Source organism: Streptomyces sp. NPDC088707 (genome assembly GCF_044752725.1).
GTDB lineage: Bacteria > Actinomycetota > Actinomycetes > Streptomycetales > Streptomycetaceae > Streptomyces.
Genome location: NZ_JBIVLV010000013.1, coordinates 124654 through 145921 on the forward strand (window position 1 = coordinate 124654; position 21268 = coordinate 145921).

Consider the following 21268-nt stretch of genomic DNA (forward strand, 5'->3'; position numbering starts at 1 on the left):
CCATGAGTGAACGACTGGTGGTCATCGGGGGCGACGCGGCGGGCATGTCCGCCGCGTCGCAGGCGCGCAGGCTCAAAGGGCCGGAGGAGCTGGAGATCGTCGCGTTCGAACGGGGTCACTTCTCCTCGTACTCGGCCTGCGGCATCCCGTACTGGGTCGGCGGCGACGTCGGCACGCGCGACGAGCTGATCGCGCGCTCCCCGGAGGAACACCGGGCGCGCGCCATCGACCTGCGGATGCGGACGGAGGTGACGGCGATCGACGTGCCCGGCCGCCGGGTCCTGGCACGGGACCTGGAGGCCGGTACGGAGACCTGGACGGGCTTCGACAAGCTGGTGGTCGCGACGGGCGCCCGCCCCAAGCGGCCGGCGCTGCCGGGGATCGACGCTCCCGGGGTACACGGGGTGCAGACCCTGGACGACGGGCAGGCGCTGCTCGACTCGCTCGACGCGACGCCGGGGCGGCGGGCGATCGTGGTCGGCGCGGGCTACATCGGCGTGGAGATGGCCGAGGCGCTCCTCAACCGGGGCTACGAGGTGACGGTCCTGCACCGGGGCGAGCAGCCGATGGCGACCCTGGACCCGGACATGGGCCGTCTGGTGCACCGGGCGATGGACGGTCTGGGGATCACGACGGTCGCGTCGGCGGAGGTCACGAAGATCCTCACCGGCGAGGACGGCCGGGTCAGGGCGGTGGCGACGGACGAGGCCGAGTATCCGGCGGACGTGGTCGTCCTGGGGATGGGTGTGGTGCCGGAGACCTCGCTCGCCCGCGCGGCGGGCCTGCCCCTGGGCGCGCGCGGCGGGCTGCTCACCGATCTCGCGATGCGGGTCCGCGGCCACGAGGACATCTGGGCGGGCGGTGACTGCGTGGAGGTCCTCGACCTGGTCTCGGGCCGCGAGCGGTACGTGCCGCTGGGGACGCACGCGAACAAGCACGGTCAGGTCATCGGGTCCAACGTCGGCGGCGACTACGCGACCTTCCCTGGGGTGGTGGGCACGGCGGTGTCCAAGGTCTGCGACCTGGAGCTCGCCCGGACCGGTCTGCGGGAGAAGGACGCGCGGGAGGTGGGACTGCGGTACGTGACGGTGACCGTGGAGTCGACGAGCCGGGCCGGGTACTACCCGGGGGCCGCGGCGATGACGGTGAAGATGATGGCCGAGCGGCGTACCGGCCGGCTGCTCGGGGTGCAGATCGTGGGCCGGGAGGGCGCGGCGAAGCGGGTGGACGTCGCGGCCGTGGCGCTGACGGCGGGGATGACGGTGGAGCGGATGACGGCCCTTGACCTGGGGTACGCGCCGCCGTTCTCGCCGGTGTGGGACCCGGTCCTGATCGCGGCCCGCAAGGCGACGGCGGCGGTCCGCGCGGCGGGCTGACGACGGTCCGGACGACGGACGGCACGCCGGACGTCCGACGGCCGCCGGGGTCTCCCCCGGCGGCCGTCGGACGGGTGTCGCGGGTACGTCAGACGGCCGTCCTGGTGTGCACGTACTCGACGAGCCGGGACAGGGCGTCGGGGTCCATCGACGGCATGACGCCGTGGCCCAGGTTGAAGACGTGTCCCTCGATGTTCTTCGCGGCGGCCAGGACCTCGTCCGTCTTGGCCTCGACCACCTCGCGTCCGGCGAACAGCACGGCCGGGTCCAGGTTGCCCTGGAGGGCCTTGCCGGGGCCGACGCGGCGGGCGGCCTCGTCGAGCGGGACGCGCCAGTCGACGCCGACGACGTCCGCGCCGGCCTCGCCCATGAGGCCGAGCAGCTCGCCCGTACCGACGCCGAAGTGGATGCGCGGGACGCCGTACCCGGCGACCGCGTCGAACACCTTCACGGAGGCCGGCATCACCGAACGCCGGTAGTCGGCCGGGGCGAGGGCGCCGACCCAGGAGTCGAAGAGCTGGACGGCGGAGGCGCCGGCCTCGATCTGGACCTTGAGGAAGGCCGAGGTGATCTCGGCGAGACGGTCGAGCAGGTCGGCCCACAGCTGCGGGTCGCCGTACATCATCGCCTTGGTGCGCTCGTGGCTGCGCGAGGGACCGCCCTCGACGAGGTAGCTCGCGAGGGTGAACGGCGCGCCGGCGAAGCCGATGAGCGGGGTGTCGCCCAGCTCCTCGGTGAGCATCCCGATGGCCTCGGTGACGTAGTGGACGTCCTCGGGGGTCAGGTCGCGCAGCCGGTCCAGGTCGGCGCGGGTGCGGATCGGGTCGGCGACGACCGGGCCGACGCCGGGCTTGATGTCGAGGTCGAGGCCGATGGCCTTGAGGGGGACGACGATGTCGCTGAAGTAGATCGCGGCGTCGACCTTGTGGCGGCGGACCGGCTGGAGGGTGATCTCGGTGACCAGCTCGGGCCGCATGCAGGACTCGAGCATGGGGATGCCCTCGCGCACCTTCAGGTACTCGGGGAGCGAGCGCCCGGCCTGCCGCATGAACCAGACGGGGGTGTGCGGCACGGGCTCGCGCCGGCATGCCTTGAGGAACGCGGAGTCGTGCGTCCGCGACTGCTGCTTCGTCTGCTGGCCCTGCGGGCTGTCGTTGGCACTCACGCCCAGAATCTTCGCATGTGGCGGGAAGCCGCTCGTCCGGGCCGGGTGTCCTCCCTGCACAGAGGCCCCGTTCCGCCTACTCTTCCCCGCATGGCTGCGGCTCAGGGACATTTTTCCGATCATTCCGACGGCGATCGAGGGACGGACGAAACGGCGGACAGTACGGAGGCGAACCCGGTACCCCCCGCGTTCCGCCGGGCGGTGGAGGCGCTGCGCTCGGCGCGGTTGCGGCCCGAGATCGAGATCGACCCGACGAGGCCCCCGCAGCGCCTCGCCCCGTACGCGTACGCGGTGGAGGCGGCCGTCGTGGACGGCGAGGAGGACCTCGCGGACGGGCGGCTCGTGCTGCTGCACGATCCGGACGGCCACGAGGCCTGGAAGGGCACGTTCCGCCTGGTGACGCTCGTCCGGGCGGAGCTGGAGCCGGAGATGGCCGCGGATCCGCTGCTGCCCGAGGTGTGCTGGTCCTGGCTGACCGGGGCCATGGAGGCCCGGGGCCTCGCGTACGGGGAGGCGAGCGGCACGGTCACGATGGCGGGCTCGCACTACTTCGGCGGTCTCGCGGACCGCAGGCCGGCGACTCAGATCGAGATCCGGGCGTCCTGGACGCCGCGCGAGGGTCTGGCCGGGGTGCCGGACACCGGCGCGCATCTGGCCGCCTGGTGCGATCTGCTCTGCCAGATCGCGGGACTGCCGCCGGCGCCGGCCGATCAGGCGACGGGTGCGGCGGGGACGGTGTCGGGTGCGGGGATCGTCTCGCTGCCCCAGCGGCGGGGGCCGCAGCAGGTCTGAGGGGTGGGTTCAAGCCAACCTTCGGAGTGTCCGAACGACGGCCCCGGCACTCCCTCTCAGGGGTGACGGAAGGGGGCCCGCTCGTAGGATGATCGATCACGCGTCCGAATTGCCCTAATTGTTACTCACCAAATCGTGATCTTTCCCTAAAGGCGGGCGGCCCAGCTGCCGAAGGAACCAGTGACCCCTTCACAGCACGGGTTCGCCCCCGGCTTCTTCCCCGAGCCGGCTCCGTCCCGCACCCTTCCCCCCAGGAGGCCTGGTGTCCGTTCTCCTCGAGCAGCCCGCAAGCCTGGTCGCCTACCGCCCGAACAAGCCGACGGCCATGGTCGTCGTGGCCGACCCGCGCGTCCGCTCCACCGTGACCCGCCACCTGTGGGCCCTCGGAGTACGCGACGTGATCGAGGCTTCTTCCATCGCGGAGGCACGTCCCCGCGTCGGCAACCCGCGCGACATCTGCGTTGCCGACGTCCACCTGCCCGACGGCAGCGGCCTGACCCTGCTGTCCGAGACCCGCGCCGCGGGCTGGCCCAACGGCCTCGCCCTCTCGGCGGCGGACGACATCGGCGCCGTGCGCAACGCCCTGGCGGGCGGCGTGAAGGGCTATGTCGTCACCGGCACCCGTACGAACATCGGCCACCCGACCCGACCCGGCGCCGCCCCCATCGGCGCCGCGGCCGCGCGGCTCGGCCACCGCCGCCCCCCGGGTGCCCCGAGCCACCCGGGCGGCTACCGCGAGCTCTCCGGCCGTGAGGTCGAGGTGCTCCGGCTCGTCGCGGAGGGCCAGTCGAACAAGGCGATCGGCGTCTCCATGGGCCTCTCGGCCCTCACCGTGAAGAGCCACCTCGCCCGGATCGCCCGCAAGCTGGGCACCGGCGACCGCGCCGGCATGGTCGCGGTGGCCCTGCGGACGGGGATCATCCACTGACGGAGCGCTCGACAAGAAGCCGGCGCCTGTCGACGGAACGTTCCGTCGACAGGCGCTTGCCGTTCACCGATACCCTTGACAGGTGACCGACGCCCAAGAGACCGCAGCAGACACAGCACTGCGCACCACCGGGGGCGGCCCCCCGGACGACGATGTCCCTGCGAATGGGCTTCCGATCCCGTTGCTGGAGCCCCGCGAGGGGATTCCGCCCGTCGTCGAGACCGAGGACGCCCTCGCCGAGGTGATCGCCGCCTTCGCGGCCGGCCGCGGCCCCGTCGCCGTGGACGCCGAGCGCGCCTCCGGCTACCGGTACGGCCAGCGCGCCTATCTCGTGCAGCTCCGCCGCGAGGGCGCGGGGACCGCGCTCGTCGACCCGGTGGGCTGTCCCGACCTCTCCGGACTCGGCGAAGCGCTCGCCGGGACCGAGTGGATCCTGCACGCCGCGACCCAGGACCTGCCGTGCCTGCGCGACATAGGCATGCTGCCCACCTCGCTCTTCGACACCGAGCTCGCCGGGCGGCTCGCGGGCTTCCCGCGCGTCGGCCTCGGCGCGATGGTCGAGTCCGTCCTCGGCTACGCCCTGGAGAAGGGCCACTCCGCCGTGGACTGGTCCACCAGGCCGCTGCCCGAGCCCTGGCTGCGGTACGCGGCCCTCGACGTGGAGCTCCTCGTCGATCTGCGGGACGCCCTGGAGAAGGAGCTCGACCGGCAGGGCAAGCTCGAATGGGCGCACCAGGAGTTCGACGCGATCGCCTCGGCCCCGCCCGCGCCGCCGCGCAAGGACCCGTGGCGGCGCACCTCCGGCATGCACAAGGTGCGGCGCCGTCGCCAGATGGCGGTCGTACGGGAGCTGTGGACGGCCCGTGACAAGGTCGCCCAGCGGCGGGACGTCTCCCCCGGCAAGGTGCTGAGCGACGCGGCGATCGTGGAGGCGGCGCTCGCGGTGCCGGTGAACGTGACCGCGCTCATGGCACTGCCCGGCTACGGCCACCGGATGGGCCGCCGTCAGCTGGAGCAGTGGCAGGCGGCCGTCGACCGCGCCCGCGCCCTGCCCGAGAGCGAGCTGCCCCAGCCGGGCCAGCAGGTGGCCGGCCCGCCTCCGCCGCGCGCCTGGGCGGACAAGGACCCGGCCGCGGCGGCCCGCCTGTCGGCGGCGCGCGCGGCGGTCTCGGCCCTCGCGGAGGAACTGAACCTGCCGCAGGAGAACCTGATCACCCCGGACACGGTCCGCCGCGTCTGCTGGGAGCCGCCGGCCCCGGCCGACGCGGACGGCGTCGCCGCCGCCCTGGCGGGCCACGGGGCCCGCCCCTGGCAGGTCGAACTGGTGACCCCGCTCCTGGTGAAGGCTCTGACGGCCACCGCGTGACCCGTGCGCCGTCCGATCCGAGAGCCCCCGGCATGCCGAAATGCGCCGGGGGCTCCGTCATGTCCGGCAGGCTTCGGGGTGTGACCTTCGCCGCTTGGGCCCCAGGGGCTGGGCAGCCTGGTTACCCACAAGTAGCATGGGGGAAGCAAGCGCACGCTTAGGCGTGTGCCGCAGCAGTGCCATCCCGCACCCTGGAGGAGAGCCATCGTGCCTCGTACCGTCAGGGACGTCGTCTTCGTCGACGGCGTCCGCACCCCGTTCGGCAAGGCGGGCCCGAAGGGCATCTACCACGAGACCCGCGCCGACGATCTCGTCGTCAAGGCCATCCGGGAGCTGCTGCGCCGCAACCCCGGCCTCGACCCCGCGCAGATCGACGAGGTCGCCATCGCCGCGACCACGCAGATCGGTGACCAGGGTCTGACCCTCGGCCGCACGGCGGGCATCCTCGCCGGGCTGCCGCAGTCGGTGCCGGGCTACTCCATCGACCGCATGTGCGCCGGTGCGCTCACGGCCGTCACGAGTGTCGCCGGTTCGATCGCCTTCGGCGCGTACGACGCCGTCATCGCCGGTGGCGTCGAGCACATGGGCCGCCACCCCATGGGTGAGGGCGTCGACCCGAACCCGCGCTTCGTGTCGGAGAAGCTCGTCGACGAGTCCGCCCTCTTCATGGGCATGACCGCCGAGAACCTGCACGACCGCTACCCGAGCATCACCAAGCAGCGCGCCGACGAGTACGCCGTGCGCTCGCAGGAGAAGGCCGCCAAGGCGTACGCCGACGGCAAGATCCAGCAGGACCTGGTGCCGATCTCGGTCCGCCGTACCGACGCCTCCACCGGTGAGACCGGCTGGGGCCTCGTCACCGCCGACGAGCCGATGCGCCCGGGCACCACCCTGGAGTCGCTGGCCAACCTGAAGACGCCGTTCCGCGTCCACGGCAACGTCACCGCGGGCAACGCGGCCGGTCTCAACGACGGCGCCACCGCCTCGATCATCGCCTCCGAGGACTTCGCCCGCGAGCACGACCTCCCGGTGAAGATGCGCCTCGTCTCGTACGCCTTCGCCGGCGTCGAGCCCGAGGTCATGGGCTACGGCCCGATCCCGGCGACCGAGAAGGCCCTCGCGAAGGCCGGTCTGTCCATCGAGGACATCGACCTCTTCGAGATCAACGAGGCCTTCGCGGTCCAGGTCCTCGCCTTCCTGGAGCACTACGGCATCGCCGACGACGACGCCCGCGTCAACCAGTACGGCGGCGCCATCGCCTACGGTCACCCGCTCGCCTCCTCCGGCGTCCGCCTGATGACGCAGCTGGCACGCCAGTTCGAGGAGAACCCGCAGGTCCGCTACGGCCTCAACACGATGTGCGTCGGCTTCGGCATGGGCGCCACGGTCATCTGGGAAAACCCCCACTGGGAGGGCAAGTGAGCACCACCGCCGAGCTTCTGAAGGGCGCCGCGGAGCTCTTCCCCGACGAGGTCGTCACGAGCGCCCACGTACGGCACTTCGAACTGCCCGCGGGTGCGGGCCGGTTCGCCCTGATCACGCTGGACAACGGCTTCGACCACACCAAGCCGACCACCTTCGGCCCGCAGTCGCTCGCCAACCTGAACACGGCGATCGACCAGGTCGAGGCCGAGGCCGCGAACGGTGAGATCACCGGCGTCGGCATCACCGGCAAGCCGTTCATCTTCGCCGTCGGCGCCGACCTCAAGGGCGTCGAGCTGCTGAAGAAGCACGACGAGGCGCTCGCCATCGGCAAGGGCGGCCACGACGTCTTCAAGCGGCTGTCCGCGCTCGCCGTCCCGACCTTCGCGTACTACAACGGCGCGGCCATGGGCGGCGGCGTCGAGGTCGGTCTGCACTGCACCTACCGCACCGTGTCGAAGGCCCTGCCGGCCTTCTCGCTGCCCGAGGTCTTCCTCGGTCTGGTGCCCGGCTGGGGCGGCTGCGCCATCCTGCCGAACCTGATCGGTGCCGAGAAGGCCGTCTCGGTCATCATCGAGAACTCGCTGAACCAGAACCGTCAGCTCAAGGGCAAGCAGGTCTTCGAGCTCGGCATCGCCGACGCGCTGTTCGAGGGCGCCGACTTCCTGGAGCAGTCGCTGATCTGGACCGCCGGTGTCCTGAACGGCTCCGTGACCGTCGAGCGCCCCGAGGTCGACCGCGGCGAGGGCTGGGACCAGGCCGTCGCCAAGGGCCGCGCCATCGCCGACTCCAAGGTGCACGGCGCCGCGCCGGCCGCCTACCGCGCCCTCGACATCATCGAGGCCGCCAAGGACGGCGACCTGCAGAAGGGCTTCGACGCCGAGGACCAGGCCCTCGCGGACCTGATCATGGGCGGCGAGCTCCGCTCCGGCATCTACGCCTTCAACCTGGTGCAGAAGCGCGGCAAGCGCCCCGCCGGCGCCCCGGACAAGTCGCTGGCCCGCCCGGTCACCAAGGTCGGTGTCGTCGGCGCCGGTCTGATGGCCTCCCAGCTCGCCCTGCTCTTCCTGCGCCGCCTCGAGGTGCCGGTCGTCCTGACCGACATCGACCAGGAGCGCGTCGACAAGGGTGTGGGCTACGTCCACGCCGAGATCGAGAAGCTGCTCGGCAAGGGCCGCATCAACCAGGACAAGGCCAACCGTCTCAAGGGCCTGGTCTCCGGTGTCCTGGACAAGGCCGAGGGCTTCGCGGACGCGGACTTCATCATCGAGGCCGTGTTCGAGGAGATGTCCGTCAAGCAGAAGGTGTTCGCGGAGGTCGAGGCGGTCGCCCCGGCGCACGCGATCCTCGCCACCAACACCTCCTCGCTCTCGGTGTCGGAGATGGCCTCCAAGCTCCAGCACCCGGAGCGCGTGGTCGGCTTCCACTTCTTCAACCCGGTCGCGATCCTCCCGCTCCTGGAGATCGTCCGCGGCGAGCAGACGGACGACGCCTCGCTGGCCACCGCGTTCGGTGTGGCCAAGAAGCTGAAGAAGACCGCGGTCCTCACCAAGGACGCCCCGGCGTTCGTCGTGAACCGCATCCTGACCCGCTTCATGGGCGAGATCCAGAACGTCATCGACGAGGGCACCTCGGTCGAGACCGCCGAGAAGGCGATCGAGCCCCTCGGCCTGCCGATGTCGCCGCTGGTCCTCCTGGAGCTCGTCGGCCCGGCCATCGGTCTGCACGTCTCCGAGACCCTGAACCGCGCCTTCCCGGAGCGCTTCACCGTCTCGCCGAACCTCAAGCGCGTCGTCGAGGCCGGCAAGCGCGGCTTCTACGTCTACAACGCCGAGAACGGCTTCAAGCCGGAGCTCGACCCGGAGGTCGCCGCCCTCCTCGTCCAGGGCGAGTCCGTCCTGACCGGGGAGCAGGTCCGCGACCGCGTCCTGGACGCGGTGGCGCAGGAGATCGGCCTGATGCTGGAGGAGGGTGTCGTCGCCGAGGCGCAGGACATCGACCTCTGCCTGATCACCGGCGCGGGCTGGCCCTTCCACCTGGGCGGCATCACGCCGTACCTGGACCGTGAGGGCGTCTCCGAGCGCGTCAACGGCAAGCGTTTCCTCGCGCAGGGCGTGGCGAGCGTCCCGGCGTAACACCCGGCCTCGCGCCCCAGGGCGTACGTGAACGGCCCCGGCACCTTCTCCAGGTGCCGGGGCCGTTCGCGTACCTGCCCGGAGCGTGGGGCGCGCTCCGCGGGAGTTCCCGGGGCGGGCGCCGGGAACTCCTCGGGGCGTCACCCTATGGAGCGCCAGCCCTCCAGGAGCAGACCCTCCGCCGACGCCTTCTGGCGGGTGGTGATCGGGGCGCCCGCGCCGACCCGGGCCATCGCGACCAGGCGCCCGTCGAGCCCGCGGGTGAGGACGGCGGCGAGCTCGCCGTGCCGCTCCCCGGTCTCCGACCACTCGATGCCCTCGGTCTCCTGCTCGCTCGGGTAGGCGGCGAGGGCGAGCCGGCCGTCGGCGGAGTGCTGGGCGAGGACCGTGCAGTCGAAGCCGTCGATGAGACAGCGGGTGGCGGCGAGCCGTCCGGTGCCGACGGCCTTGCCGAGCACCGTCGGCTCCAGGGAGCGCTCCGGCGACCAGGCGCGGACCTGGCCGTCCAGGTCGAGGTAGAAGAGCGTGACGTGCCCGGAGGGGCCGGTCGTGGCCGCCAGGGTGCCCATGGTCACCGACGCCGGGAGCAGCTCCTCGCGGATCGGTCGGGCGCCGGACTCGCGCTGTACGTAGCGGACGAGGCCCTTGGCGTGCGAGCTGTACAGCTCGACGAAGCCGGAGCCGTTGGTGACCGCGACCGGCGACGGGTCGGTCTTCGACCCCATCAGGTCCCACCAGGGGTGCCAGCCGCCGGCGTCCTTCTGGGCCCGCACGCTCAGTCCGCCGCCGCCGTTGCGCATGAAGGCGTACACGCGGCCCTGGCCGTCCACCGCGACGGCGGGGTTGCCGGTCCACGGCCCCTTGCCGTTGGAGTGCCCGATCGAGCGCCAGGCCACCGCGGGGCGGCCGGTCTGGAACTGGACGCAGTGCACCAGCTCCACGTGGTCGTCGCCGCTGTCCGTGGGCCGCAGGCCGACGAGGTGGACGTAGCGGTCGGCGCCCTGGCCGACGGCGAGGAAGGGGGTGAGTCCGCCGGAGGGGCCGGGGCCGCCCAGCGAGTCGGGTCCGCTCCACCTCCCGTCGGGCTGCTCGGTCCAGCGCACCACCTCGCCGTCCCTGGGCAGGTAGGCGCTGAACCGGCCCTCCGCCCCTCTGGTCAGCCAGGCCCCCTGGAGCAGGGGGGCGGAGGAGGAGCCGTGGGAGGCGGCGGTGGGGGCCTGGGAACGATTAGCCATGGGGGGATCCAGCACTCCGGTCGTCGGAAGGAGTTCGGGTACGAACCGACTGTAGTCGCCCTTCCGGACGGTCCCTTCCGCGCCTTCGGTATCACCGCCCGGCGGCCCGCTCAGTACTTCGCGTCCGGGCCCGCCTGCCCGAGCCGGCTGTGACTGCGCCCGTACAGGAAGTACACGACGATGCCGATCACCATCCAGACCGCGAACCGGAACCAGGTCTCGCCGGGCAGGTTGAGCATCAGCCAGAGCGAGGCGGCGATGGAGAGGATCGGCAGCACGGGCACCCAGGGGGTGCGGAAGGCGCGCGGCAGGTCGGGGCGGGTGCGGCGGAGCACGATGACGCCGAACGCGACGACGACGAAGGCGAAGAGGGTGCCGATGTTCACCAGGGTCGCGAGTTCGTTGATGCTGGTGAAGCCGGCGACGATGGCGATGATCACACCGAGCAGGATGGTCGGCCGGTACGGGGTCTTGAAGCGCGGGTGCGTCTTGGAGAAGAAGCGCGGCAGGAGGCCGTCGCGGCTCATCGCGAAGAACACCCGGGTCTGGCCGAGCAGCAGGATCAGACAGACCGTGGTGAGGCCGACGGCGGCGCCGAAGCTGATGACGCCCGCGTAGAAGGGATGCCCTGCGGCCTTGAAGGCGTCGGCGAGCGGGGCGCTCACGGACAGCTCCGAGTAGTGCTGCATCCCGGTGACGACCAGCGCGACGGCCACGTAGAGCACGGTGCAGATGAAGAGCGAGCCGAGGATGCCGCGGGGCATGTCCCGCTGGGGCAGCTTGGTCTCCTCGGCGGCGGTGGCCACCACGTCGAAGCCGATGAAGGCGAAGAAGACGACCGAGGCGGCGGTGAAGATGCCCATGACGCCGAAGTTGGTCGGCTCGTACCCGAAGAGGAGCTGGACGAGCGGGGCGTCCCAGTTGGAACCGCCGCCCTCGGGGGTGACGGCCGGCGGGATGAAGGGGTCGTAGTTGTCGCCGACGATGAAGAACAGTCCGGCGACGATCACGATCATCACCACGGTCACCTTGATCGCCACGACGAGCGCGGTGATCCGGGCCGAGAGCTTCATGCCGAGGACGAGGACGACGGTCAGCACCAGGACGAGGAGGAAGGCCAGGATGTCGAAGGTGCCGCCCGGCACGTCAGGCCCTTCGAGCGCCGCAGGTAGATGCCAGTCGATGTTGTCCATGAGCGAGCGGACGTAGCCCGACCAGCCGACGGCGACCACCGCCGTGCCCAGGGCGAACTCCAGGACGAGGTCCCAGCCGATGATCCAGGCGGGCAGCTCGCCGATGGAGGCGTACGCGAAGGTGTACGCCGATCCCGCCACCGGCACCGTCGAGGCGAACTCGGCGTAGCACAGGGCGGCGAGGGCGCAGACGATGCCCGCCGCGACGAAGGCGAGGGCGGTGGCCGGGCCCGCGTTCTCCTTGGCGACCTTGCCGGTCAGGACGAAGATGCCGGTGCCGATGATGACACCGACGCCGAACACCATCAGATCCCATGCGGACAGGGATTTCTTGAGTGCGTGCTCCGGTTCCTCCGTGTCGCGGATCGACTGCTCGACCGTCTTGGTCCGGAAGATGCCGTTGTTGGCGCGTGGCCGCTGGTCCGTACTCACTCCTCGTACCTCCCTGCCATGGGGCTGCCCGCCCTGTGGTCAGAATGCACGCGAAAGGGCCGATCGGCACTCCGAAGAGTGAGCCGATCGGCCCCCTGGATGACGCGGGGTGACGGTGACCGTCAGTCGCGGGCGGGCTCCACGGCCTGCGCGCTGCTCTCGAACCTGCCGTCGAGACGCGAGACCAGACCGGTGACCTGCCGGGCGATGTCCGGGGCGGTCAGACCGATCTCGGCCATCACCTCGCCGCGGGAGGCGTGGTCCAGGAAGCGCGGCGGGATGCCGAAGTCCCGCAGCGGGACGTCCACCCCGGCGTCGCGGAGCGCCTGGGCGACGGCCGAACCGACACCGCCGACGCGGCTGTTGTCCTCGACCGTGACGACGACCCGGTGACGCTCGGCGAGCGGGGCGAGGGCCTCGTCGACGGGCTTGACCCAACGGGGGTCGACAACCGTGGTGGAGATGCCCTGCCGGTCGAGCAGGTCGGCGATCTCCAGGCACATCGGGGCGAGCGCCCCGACGGAGACCAGGAGGACGTCCGGCCGGTCCGAGCCGGGCTCGCGGAGCACGTCCATGCCGCCGACGCGGCGCAGGGCGGGTACGGCGGGGCCGACGGCGCCCTTGGAGAAGCGGACCACGGTGGGGGCGTCGGTGACCTCGACGGCCTCGCGCAGCTGGGCGCGGACCTGGTCGGCGTCGCGCGGGGCGGCGAGCCGCAGGCCGGGGACGACCTGGAGGATCGACATGTCCCACATGCCGTTGTGGGAGGCGCCGTCGGTGCCGGTGACGCCGGCCCGGTCCAGGACGAAGGTGACGCCGCACCTGTGCAGGGCCACGTCCATCAGGACCTGGTCGAAGGCGCGGTTGAGGAAGGTCGCGTAGACCGCGAAGACCGGGTGCAGACCGCCGGTGGCGAGGCCCGCGGCGGAGACCGCGGCGTGCTGCTCGGCGATGCCGACGTCGAAGACCCGCTCGGGGAAGGCCTTCGCGAACTTGTCGAGACCGACGGGCTGGAGCATGGCCGCGGTGATGGCGACGATGTCCGCGCGCTCCTTGCCGAGCGCGACCATCTCCTCGGCGAAGACACCGGTCCAGTCGGCGCCGGACGAGGAGATGGGCAGGCCGGTGTCGGGGTGGATCTTGCCGACGGCGTGGAAGCGGTCGGCCTCGTCCTGGAGGGCCGGCTGGTAGCCGCGGCCCTTCTCGGTGAGGCAGTGGACGATCACGGGGCCGCCGAAGCGCTTGGCGCGCGTCAGGGCGGACTCCAGGGCCTCGATGTCGTGGCCGTCGATGGGGCCGACGTACTTGAGGCCGAGGTCCTCGAACATGCCCTGCGGGGCGATGAAGTCCTTGAGGCCCTTCTTGGCGCCGTGCAGGGTCTCGTAGAGCGGCTTCCCGACGACGGGGGTGCGCTCCAGGATGTCCTTGCCGCGGGCGAGGAAGCGCTCGTAGCCGTCGGTGGTGCGCAGGGTCGCCAGGTGGTTGGCGAGGCCGCCGATGGTGGGCGCGTAGGAGCGCTCGTTGTCGTTGACGACGATGACGAGCGGGCGGTCCTTGGCGGCGGCGATGTTGTTCAGCGCCTCCCAGGCCATGCCGCCCGTGAGGGCCCCGTCGCCGATGACGGCGACGACGTGGTCGTCCTTCTTGAGGACCTCGTTGGCCTTGGCGAGGCCGTCGGCCCAGCCGAGGACCGTGGAGGCGTGCGAGTTCTCGATGACGTCGTGCTCGGACTCGGCCTGCGAGGGGTAGCCGGAGAGGCCGCCCTTCATCTTGAGCTTCGAGAAGTCCTGGCGGCCCGTGAGCAGCTTGTGGACGTAGCTCTGGTGGCCGGTGTCCCAGAGGACCTTGTCCTTCGGGGAGTCGAACACGCGGTGCAGGGCGATGGTCAGCTCGACCACGCCGAGGTTGGGCCCGAGGTGCCCGCCGGTCTTGGAGACGGCGTCCACGAGGAACGTCCTGATCTCGTCGGCCAGCTGATCCAGCTGTTCCGGGGAGAGCCGGTCCAGATCTCGCGGTCCCCTGATACGGGTCAGCAGAGCCACCCGTGCCTCCTTGCGTTTGAGCTGGTCGAGCTTGCCGATTTGTCGAGTCTAATGTTCCGTCTTGGATCGTGGGCATCGGGCCGGGGGGTGACGCGTCACCCTCACGGCCTACATGTCGCTGATCTGTACGGCTTTGGACGCTGATCCGTAGGGCTCCCCGCGGGTCGGGGTACTGCTCCGGACGCAGCAGTGCCCGGCGCCGGTTTCACGGCGCCGGGCGGTGTGGCGAGCGTTACGCGCGCGGGGCGGGGTCCCTAGGCGCGTCCCGCCGTCTTCTGCGTCTTGCGGGAGACCGAGTCGATGATCACGGCGATGAGCAGGACCGCTCCGGTGATCATGTACTGGATCGCGTTCGAGGACAGGTTCATCTGGTTGAGGCCCTGGACGATCGACTGGATCACCAGGATGCCGAGGAGCGCCGACCAGACCTTGCCGCGTCCGCCGAACAGGGACGTACCGCCGATGACCGCGGCGGCGATGCACATCATCAGCTGGTTGCCGCCGCCGAGGGAGCGGTCGGCGCCGCCGGTGGCGGAGGCGAGGAACAGACCGCCGATCGCGCCCATGGTGCCGGAGATCATGAACACCGAGATCCGGATCCAGGAGACGTTGATACCGGCGCGGCGGGCGGCCTCGATGCCACCGCCGACGGCGAAGACCTGGCGGCCGTACGTGGTGCGGCGCAGCACGAAGTCGGTGACGAGCAGGATGACCAGGAAGATCACCAGGGAGAGCGGCAGGCCCTGCTCCTGGTTGAAGCCGTACGCGGCGACGAGGACCAGGACCGCGAGGACGGCGGTGCGCAGGATGATCTCGCTCTGCGGGCGGTGCGGGAGCTCGGCGGCCTTGCGGCGGCGGGAGTCGCGCAGCTGGGCGAGGTAGAAGGCGGCGACGACGGCCACGGCGAGGCCGTAGGCGGCGGCGACGTCGGAGAAGTAGTACTTGGTGAGGTCGGCGACGAAGCTGCCGATCGGGGTGGGGATGGTGGACTTGTCGCCCATCACCCAGGTCTGGAGACCGGCCCAGCCGAGGAAGCCCGCGAGGGTGACGACGAAGGCGGGCACGCCGATCTTGGCGAAGACCAGACCGTGGAAGGCGCCGAGCAGGGTGCCGGAGAGGATGCCGAGGAGGATCGCGAGGCCGTCCGGCATGTCCGTGCCGAGGACGCCCCAGACCGAGCCGGCCAGACCCGCCACGGAGCCGACGGCGAGGTCGATCTCGCCGAGCAGCAGCACGAAGACGATGCCGACGGCCATGATGCCGGGGCCGACCGCGTACAGCGTGATCTGGTCGAGGTTGTACGAGGTGATGAAGTTGCCGGTGAGCGCCTGGAAGACGATGCCGATGACGATCAGGCCGACGACGACGGGCAGCGAGCCGATCTCACCGGAGCGGATCTTGCGCTTGAACTCCTCGACGTACCCCTTGAAGCCCTGCTCGCGCACGAGCAGGCGGGGGTCGACGGCGGGGATCGCGGCGGCGGCGGGGGCCTCGGTCACCGGGGCCGTCTCGTCGGTGGTACGGGGCTCGGGCACCGCTGCCTCTTCGCTCGCGGTGGGAGGGGTGTTGCTCACTTCGCTACCTCCGCGTTGCGGGCCTGACGGCGGGTCACGGCGTTGTCCGTGGCACCGGTGATCGCGGCGATGATCTCTTCGTGCGTGGTGGTGGCGACCGGGAAGGTGCCGTTGTTGCGGCCCAGGCGCAGTACGGCGACGGTGTCGGCGACGGCCTTCACGTCGGCCATGTTGTGGCTGATGAGGATGACGCCGAGGCCCTGCTCGCGCAGCCGCTCGACCAGGTCGAGGACCTGGGCGGTCTGCTCGACGCCGAGGGCGGCGGTCGGCTCGTCGAGGATCACGATCTTGGGGTCGCCGACCAGGGCGCGCGCGATGGCGACGACCTGGCGCTGACCGCCGGAGAGCGCGGCGACGGGGATGCGGACGCTGGGGATGCGGATCGAGAGCGTGGAGAGCAGGTCCTTGGCCCGCTTCTCCATGGCGACCTCGTCGAGGACGCCGCCCTTCTTGATCTCGCGGCCGAGGAACAGGTTGGCGACGACGTCGAGGTTGTCGCAGAGCGCGAGGTCCTGGTAGACGGTCGCGACACCGAGGTTCTGGGAGTCGTGCGGGCGCTGGATCTCGACCTGCTCGCCCTCCCACTCGATGACGCCCTCGTCGATCGGGTGGACACCGGCGATCGTCTTGACCAGCGTGGACTTGCCCGCTCCGTTGTCGCCGACGAGCGCGACGACCTCTCCTGCGTGGACTTCGAGATCGACACCGGAGAGGACCTGAACCGCTCCGAACCGCTTGAAGATCCCGCGCAACGCCAGCACGGGCGCCTGCGTCTGGGACACGTGAACCAACTCCTTCGCCGCCCGCGGGCGGCGGCATGTCGCGCCGCCGGTGCAGCGCCAAAGTTCGAGGGGGGCTGAGCTCGTCCGGCCCCCGGACCGACAGCGGGGTCTGGGTCGGCCGGGGGCCGGACGGGCAGGGGGACGGATCGGGTCGACGGGCTCCGGTCGGACGGCGGGGGAGTCGCCCTCCGGCCGGGGATCCACCCCCTGGCGGGGGTTTCACCCTCGGCGGGCTCCTCACCCCGTGTCCGGGGCTTCAGCCTCTGTACGCGGGCCGGTGTCGGGATCCGTGTCGCCGAGCCCTCTGGGGGGCTCGGCGGGCTCGGCTCAGGGCTTACTTGATGCCCAGCTCCGTGCACTTGGCGGCCAGGTCCGAGGTGCAGAGGTCGGCGGCCTTGTAGATGCCGTCCTTGATCACCGTGGTCTGGATGTTGGTCTTGTCGACGACGACCGGCGGGAACAGCGTCGACGGCACGCCGTCGGTCGCACCCTGGGCGCCGAGCTCCTTGCCCTGGAGCAGGTTCACCGCGAACTTGGCGGCCTCGGGGGCCAGCTGGAGCGGCGACTTGTAGATGGTGAAGGTCTGCGAACCGGCGATGATGCGCTGGATGCCCGCGACCTCGGCGTCCTGGCCGCCCACCGGAATGCCCTTGATGCCGGCGTTCTCGAGGGAGGTGACGATGCCGCCGGCCATGCCGTCGTTGGCCGAGTAGACCGCGCCGATCTTGTCCTTGCCGACCGAGGAGATCGCGGCGGACATCTTCTCGCCGGCGACCTTCGGGTCCCACTCGCCGGAGGCCTCGTAGGCGATCTTGCCGACCTTGCCGTCGAGGGCGGTGTGGGCGCCCTTCTTGAAGAGACCGGCGTTCGGGTCCTTCTCGTCGCCGTTGATCATCACGACGTTGGCGGAGGCGGCCTTCGCGCCGAGGGCGGCGAGGAGCGCCTGGCCCTGGAGCTCGCCGACCTTGTTGTTGTCGTGGCTGACGTAGGCGTCGGCACCCTTGACGGCGCGGTCGTACGCGACGACCTTGACGCCCTTGGCCTTGGCCTCGGTGACCCAGCCCTCGGCCTTGGTGGCGTCGACCGGGTCGAGCGCGATGACCTTGATGCCGTCGGCGATCAGCTGGTCGAACTGCTGCTTCTGCTTGACGACGTCGGAGACCGCGTTGTTGTACACGACCTCGCAGTCGCCGCACGCGGCCTTGACGGCCTTCTCGAACTGGGGCTTGTCGAGGGCCTCGTAGCGCGAGGTCTTGTTCTCGGGAAGGAGCAGGCCGATCTTGGTCGAGCTGCCCTTGTCACCGCTGTCGTCGCCGCCGGCCTGGCCACAGGCGGCGAGCGAGAGGGCCATCGACACCGCGGCCGTGGCTATGACGGCGCGACGCGTCACTGCGTTCATTGGGGTTGCCTCCCTGACGAGGCCGCGACGTTGCGGCCGAGGTGTCCCGAAGTCAACTCGGCCGCACGGGTGCCGTCAAGAAGTAAATTCTTAACGAGATGACAACGGTGGTGTTCGTTATCTAAGTGAACGCAAGGCGTGAGGCCGGAGCGGCCGCCGGCAGGGCACTCTCCAACAGGGTCGAATCGCCCATTTCGCTCAGCACGAGGGCCAGTGCGCCGAGCACCTCCGCGCGGCCTCCCAGGGCCCCCTGAGCCAGCGAGAGCTGCCGGGCGGCGCTGGGGATCGCGTACCGGGACACGGAGTCCCTGATGGGCGCCAGGACCAGCTCCCCGGCCTCCGCCAGGTCGCCGCCGAGCACCACCCGGCTCGGGTTCAGGAGATTGCAGAGGTTGGCGATGCCGCTGCCGATGTGCCGCCCCACGTCGGCGATCACACGGCGGCAGCCGGGGTCGCCCTCGCGGGCCAGCTGGACGACCCGTTCCATGGTCAGGTCGGGGCCGTGGCCGGGCTGGAGCAGCGGCAGCACGTACCGGGCGGCCGTGAAGGTCTCCAGGCAGCCGCGGTTGCCGCAGCGGCAGACAGGGCCCGACTCGTCGAGCGTGATGTGCCCGATCTCGCCCGCGGTGCCGCCGGGGCCCCGGTAGACCCGCCCGTCGATGACGAGGCCGGCGCCGACGCCGCTCGCCACCTTGATGTACGCCAGGTCCTTGACGCCCCGCCCGCTGCCCCAGACCAGCTCGCCGAGCGCGCCGAGGTTGGCGTCGTTGTCGACGTGCACGGGGACGCCGAGGCGACCGGAGAGCTCCTCCGCGGGGTTGATCCCGCTCCAGCCCGGCAGGATCGAGGTCGACCCGAGGGTCCCGGAGGAGACGTCTATGGGGCCGGGTACGCCGAGCCCGACGCCGATGACCTTGTCCCGGCCGATCCCGGTGGCCTCGATCAGCCGGTTGACCAGCTGCTCCGCCCGGTCGAAGCCCTCGGCCGCGGAGGCGTCCACGTCGAGCGGCTCCGCCTCCTCGGCGAGCACCTGGTGGGCGAGGTTGCCGACGGCGACCCGGAGGTGGGTGTGGCCGAAGTCCACGCCGATCACGATGCCGGCGTCGCCGGAGAGCGAGACGCTGCGGGCCCGGCGGCCGCCCGCCGAGGTCGGCGTGACGTCGACGGTGCCGCCGTCCTTCAGCTCCCGGACGATGTTGGAGACCGTCGCGGCGGACAGTCCCGTCGCCCGGGCGATCTCCGCCTGGGTGAGCGAGCCGGCCATGCGCACCGCCCGGACGACCCGTTCGAGATTGGCCCTGTGCAGAGACGTCTGCGACCCCGGAGTCTCCATCGACTCACTCACTCCCACCGTTTTCTCCAACATGTGAACTCTAAGGGGACGCTTTCGGCTTGCTCCCCGTCAAGACCTTGAGTGGCGGAGGGTCTGTGTCACACGACGTCCAGGGCCCCCGGCGCGGGTGCGCCGGGGGCCCTGGGGACCGCGGGATCGGGGTTACTTCACGGCGCCGGCGGTCAGGCCGGCCACCACCTGCCGCTGGAAGATGATGTACGCGGCGAGCACCGGCAGCATCGCCATCACCAGACCGGCGAAAAGGCCTGACCAGTCGCCCTTGTAGCCCTGGCTCGTGGCGAGCTGGACCAGGCCCTGGGAGAGCACCTTCTGGTCCTGCTCGGTGTTGAGCACCGTGGGCAGCAGGTACTGGTTCCACTGGCCGAGGAAGTTGAAGATGCCGACGCTGATCAGGCCCGGCTTCGCCATCGGCAGCATCACCTGGAAGAAGGTCCTGGTGTGCGACGCGCCGTCCACGAAGGCCGCTTCCGCCACCGAGGTCGGCAGCGTCCGGAAGAAGGCCGTGAGGAAGAAGACGGTGAAGGGCAGCGAGTACGCGATGTAGACGAGGATCAGGCCGTGCGGGGTGTTGAGCAGGGCCATGTTCTGCATCACGTAGAAGAGCGGCACCAGCGCCAGGATGATCGGGAAGCTCATCCCTCCGATGAAGAGGAAGTAGATGAAGCGGTTCCCGGGGAAGTCGAAGCGGGCCAGCACGTAGGCCGCCATCGAGCCGAGGAGCAGCGTGCCGATGAGCGAACCGCCGACGACCACGATCGTGTTCATGAAGTAGTCGCTCATGTGTGCCTGGGACCAGGCGCGCGACCAGTTCTCGAAGTGCAGGGTGTCGGGCAGCGACCACGGTGAGGTGAAGATCGCCCGGTCGGTCTTGAAGGAGGTCATGACCGCCCAGAGCAGCGGCGTGACGACCATGATCGCCCAGATGATCAGGACGCCGTGCGAGAAGACGTTGAGGACCGCGCCCTCGCTCTTGGACTCCTTGCGGGGCGTGTGCGCCACCGTCTTGGTGACCACCGGTCCCGAGCCCCCCGAGGGGCCCGGGGTCTCGACGCCGGGGGTGGCAGTGTCGGTCGTCTTCATCAGAACTCCAGCCGCTCGCGCCGGCCCAGCTTCATCACGACGGCCGCGAAGGCCAGGGTGACGAGAAGGAGCGCGACACCGATGGTCGTTGCATAGGCGGCCTGACCGTCCCGGAACGCCTTCTGGTACACGTACAGCGGAAGGACGACGGTGGAGTAGTCGGGCCCGCCGCCGTTGGGGCCGACGGTCATGATCTGGACGACGGCGAAGGACTCCGCGCCGAGCGCGAGGATGCCCATGTAGATCCAGCCGGACTGCACGGTGTCCCAGAGCAGCGGCAGGGTGATCTTGAAGAAGGTCGTGAAGCGGTTGGCGCCGTCGAGCAGCGCCGCCTCGTAGAAGTCCCTCGGAATGGACGCCATGCCGGCCGAGAAGAGGACGACGAAGAAGCCGACCGTGGACCAGACGAGAACGGCCATCACGCAGATGAGGGCGAGTTTCGGATCTCCCAGCCAGTCCGGCTGAATACTGCCGAGGCCCACGAGCTTCAGAGCGGAATTGATCGCTCCGCTATTCGGGTTGTAGGCGAACTGGAAGAGCAGCGCGACGATGGCGATCGACAGCACCTGCGGGAAGAAGTACACGATCTTGTAGAAGGCTGATCCGCGCACACCGGCGATGGCCGCTCCGCGACGGCGCCGACCGCCGACATTGAGCATGAAAGCGAAGAACAGCGCGAGTCCGACGGTCACGAGCGGCAGCACCACCGCGAGGGTCAGACTGTGCTGGAGCGATTTCCAGAAGATCTCGTCGTCCAGCATTCTGCTGTAGTTGTCGAATCCGACGAACCCGAATTCAGGGCTCAGCCCGCTCCAGTCCGTGAGCGAGTAGTAGATGGACTGGATGAACGGCCAGATGACGAAGAGCGCGTAGAGCGCGAGGGGTGCCGCCAGGAACCCCACGATGAAACGGTACTTGCCGTGCTGCATTCCTACCGACCCCGATCTTCCCGCGGAGGCGCGCCGCGGGTGCCGCGCGCGAAGGGGCCGGGGC

General features: G+C 70.7%; 16 protein-coding genes. 6 read left to right on the top strand and 10 right to left on the bottom strand.

What is annotated here, in order from left to right; genetic code table 11:
• Positions 1 to 2: 2 nt before the first annotated feature.
• Positions 3 to 1376, top strand: a complete 1374-nt coding sequence (locus ACIP84_RS32500) for an FAD-dependent oxidoreductase (RefSeq protein ID WP_401802792.1) — start codon at positions 3 to 5, stop codon at positions 1374 to 1376.
• 88 nt (positions 1377 to 1464) lie between these two features.
• Here ACIP84_RS32500 and hemE read toward each other — a convergent pair whose 3' ends face one another.
• The gene (gene hemE / locus ACIP84_RS32505) at positions 1465 to 2541 is read right to left on the bottom strand and encodes a uroporphyrinogen decarboxylase (RefSeq protein WP_401802794.1); all 1077 of its coding nucleotides are present in this window, start codon (positions 2539 to 2541) and stop codon (positions 1465 to 1467) included.
• Positions 2542 to 2631: 90 nt separating this feature from the next.
• Between hemE and ACIP84_RS32510 the strand changes: the two genes are divergently transcribed.
• From ACIP84_RS32510 to ACIP84_RS32530, 5 genes are all read left to right on the top strand, one after another.
• Positions 2632 to 3333, top strand: a complete 702-nt coding sequence (locus ACIP84_RS32510) for a DUF3000 domain-containing protein (RefSeq protein ID WP_355959865.1) — start codon at positions 2632 to 2634, stop codon at positions 3331 to 3333.
• A 262-nt stretch (positions 3334 to 3595) separates the two neighbouring features.
• Positions 3596 to 4261: a response regulator transcription factor gene (locus ACIP84_RS32515; protein ID WP_015037008.1), complete on the top strand. Its 666-nt coding sequence runs from the start codon at positions 3596 to 3598 to the stop codon at positions 4259 to 4261.
• A gap of 82 nt (positions 4262 to 4343) precedes the next feature.
• The gene (locus ACIP84_RS32520) at positions 4344 to 5627 is read left to right on the top strand and encodes a ribonuclease D (protein ID WP_355959862.1); all 1284 of its coding nucleotides are present in this window, start codon (positions 4344 to 4346) and stop codon (positions 5625 to 5627) included.
• A 207-nt stretch (positions 5628 to 5834) separates the two neighbouring features.
• Entirely contained in the window at positions 5835 to 7049 is a 1215-nt protein-coding gene (locus ACIP84_RS32525; RefSeq protein WP_355959860.1) for an acetyl-CoA C-acyltransferase, read from the top strand.
• Positions 7046 to 9184, top strand: coding sequence for a 3-hydroxyacyl-CoA dehydrogenase NAD-binding domain-containing protein (locus tag ACIP84_RS32530; RefSeq protein WP_401802799.1), 2139 nt, complete (start codon positions 7046 to 7048; stop codon positions 9182 to 9184). Before ACIP84_RS32525 ends, ACIP84_RS32530 begins: the two co-directional genes overlap by 4 nt.
• A 140-nt stretch (positions 9185 to 9324) precedes the next feature.
• Here the strand turns inward: ACIP84_RS32530 and ACIP84_RS32535 are convergent, their stop codons facing one another.
• The 9 genes from ACIP84_RS32535 to ACIP84_RS32575 form a co-directional block, all read right to left on the bottom strand.
• Complete coding sequence (locus tag ACIP84_RS32535; RefSeq protein ID WP_355959854.1) at positions 9325 to 10419, bottom strand: hypothetical protein; 1095 nt, start codon at positions 10417 to 10419, stop codon at positions 9325 to 9327.
• Positions 10420 to 10529: 110 nt separating this feature from the next.
• Positions 10530 to 12044, bottom strand: a complete 1515-nt coding sequence (locus ACIP84_RS32540; RefSeq protein ID WP_355959852.1) for an amino acid permease — start codon at positions 12042 to 12044, stop codon at positions 10530 to 10532.
• Positions 12045 to 12166: 122 nt separating this feature from the next.
• Complete coding sequence (gene dxs / locus ACIP84_RS32545; protein WP_355959850.1) at positions 12167 to 14086, bottom strand: 1-deoxy-D-xylulose-5-phosphate synthase; 1920 nt, start codon at positions 14084 to 14086, stop codon at positions 12167 to 12169.
• Between the two features lie 254 nt (positions 14087 to 14340).
• Positions 14341 to 15660, bottom strand: coding sequence for a sugar ABC transporter permease (locus ACIP84_RS32550; protein ID WP_401802803.1), 1320 nt, complete (start codon positions 15658 to 15660; stop codon positions 14341 to 14343).
• Entirely contained in the window at positions 15657 to 16451 is a 795-nt protein-coding gene (locus ACIP84_RS32555; protein WP_030322939.1) for an ATP-binding cassette domain-containing protein, read from the bottom strand. Before ACIP84_RS32555 ends, ACIP84_RS32550 begins: the two co-directional genes overlap by 4 nt.
• 325 nt (positions 16452 to 16776) lie before the next feature.
• A complete protein-coding gene (locus ACIP84_RS32560) occupies positions 16777 to 17841 on the bottom strand; it encodes a substrate-binding domain-containing protein (RefSeq protein WP_355959844.1) in 1065 nt (354 codons plus the stop codon).
• A gap of 121 nt (positions 17842 to 17962) precedes the next feature.
• Entirely contained in the window at positions 17963 to 19174 is a 1212-nt protein-coding gene (locus tag ACIP84_RS32565; protein WP_355959842.1) for an ROK family transcriptional regulator, read from the bottom strand.
• Between the two features lie 162 nt (positions 19175 to 19336).
• Positions 19337 to 20275 (bottom strand): carbohydrate ABC transporter permease, encoded by a 939-nt coding sequence (locus ACIP84_RS32570; protein WP_401802806.1) that lies wholly within the window; start codon positions 20273 to 20275, stop codon positions 19337 to 19339.
• Positions 20275 to 21204 carry a carbohydrate ABC transporter permease gene (locus tag ACIP84_RS32575; protein ID WP_209497352.1) on the bottom strand — a complete coding sequence of 310 codons (930 nt, stop codon included), beginning with the start codon at positions 21202 to 21204 and terminating at the stop codon, positions 20275 to 20277. The genes ACIP84_RS32570 and ACIP84_RS32575 overlap by 1 nt, the downstream gene beginning before the upstream one ends.
• Positions 21205 to 21268: the final 64 nt, after the last annotated feature.

Coding starts and splice junctions, on each gene's coding strand:
- ACIP84_RS32510 (WP_355959865.1), top strand. CDS start 2,632: ATGGCTGCGGCTCAGGGACATTTTTCCGATCATTCCGACGGCGATCGA.
- ACIP84_RS32500 (WP_401802792.1), top strand. CDS start 3: ATGAGTGAACGACTGGTGGTCATCGGGGGCGACGCGGCGGGCATGTCC.
- ACIP84_RS32575 (WP_209497352.1), bottom strand. CDS start 21,204: ATGCAGCACGGCAAGTACCGTTTCATCGTGGGGTTCCTGGCGGCACCC.
- ACIP84_RS32565 (WP_355959842.1), bottom strand. CDS start 19,174: ATGGAGACTCCGGGGTCGCAGACGTCTCTGCACAGGGCCAATCTCGAA.
- ACIP84_RS32560 (WP_355959844.1), bottom strand. CDS start 17,841: ATGAACGCAGTGACGCGTCGCGCCGTCATAGCCACGGCCGCGGTGTCG.
- ACIP84_RS32570 (WP_401802806.1), bottom strand. CDS start 20,275: ATGAAGACGACCGACACTGCCACCCCCGGCGTCGAGACCCCGGGCCCC.
- ACIP84_RS32535 (WP_355959854.1), bottom strand. CDS start 10,419: ATGGCTAATCGTTCCCAGGCCCCCACCGCCGCCTCCCACGGCTCCTCC.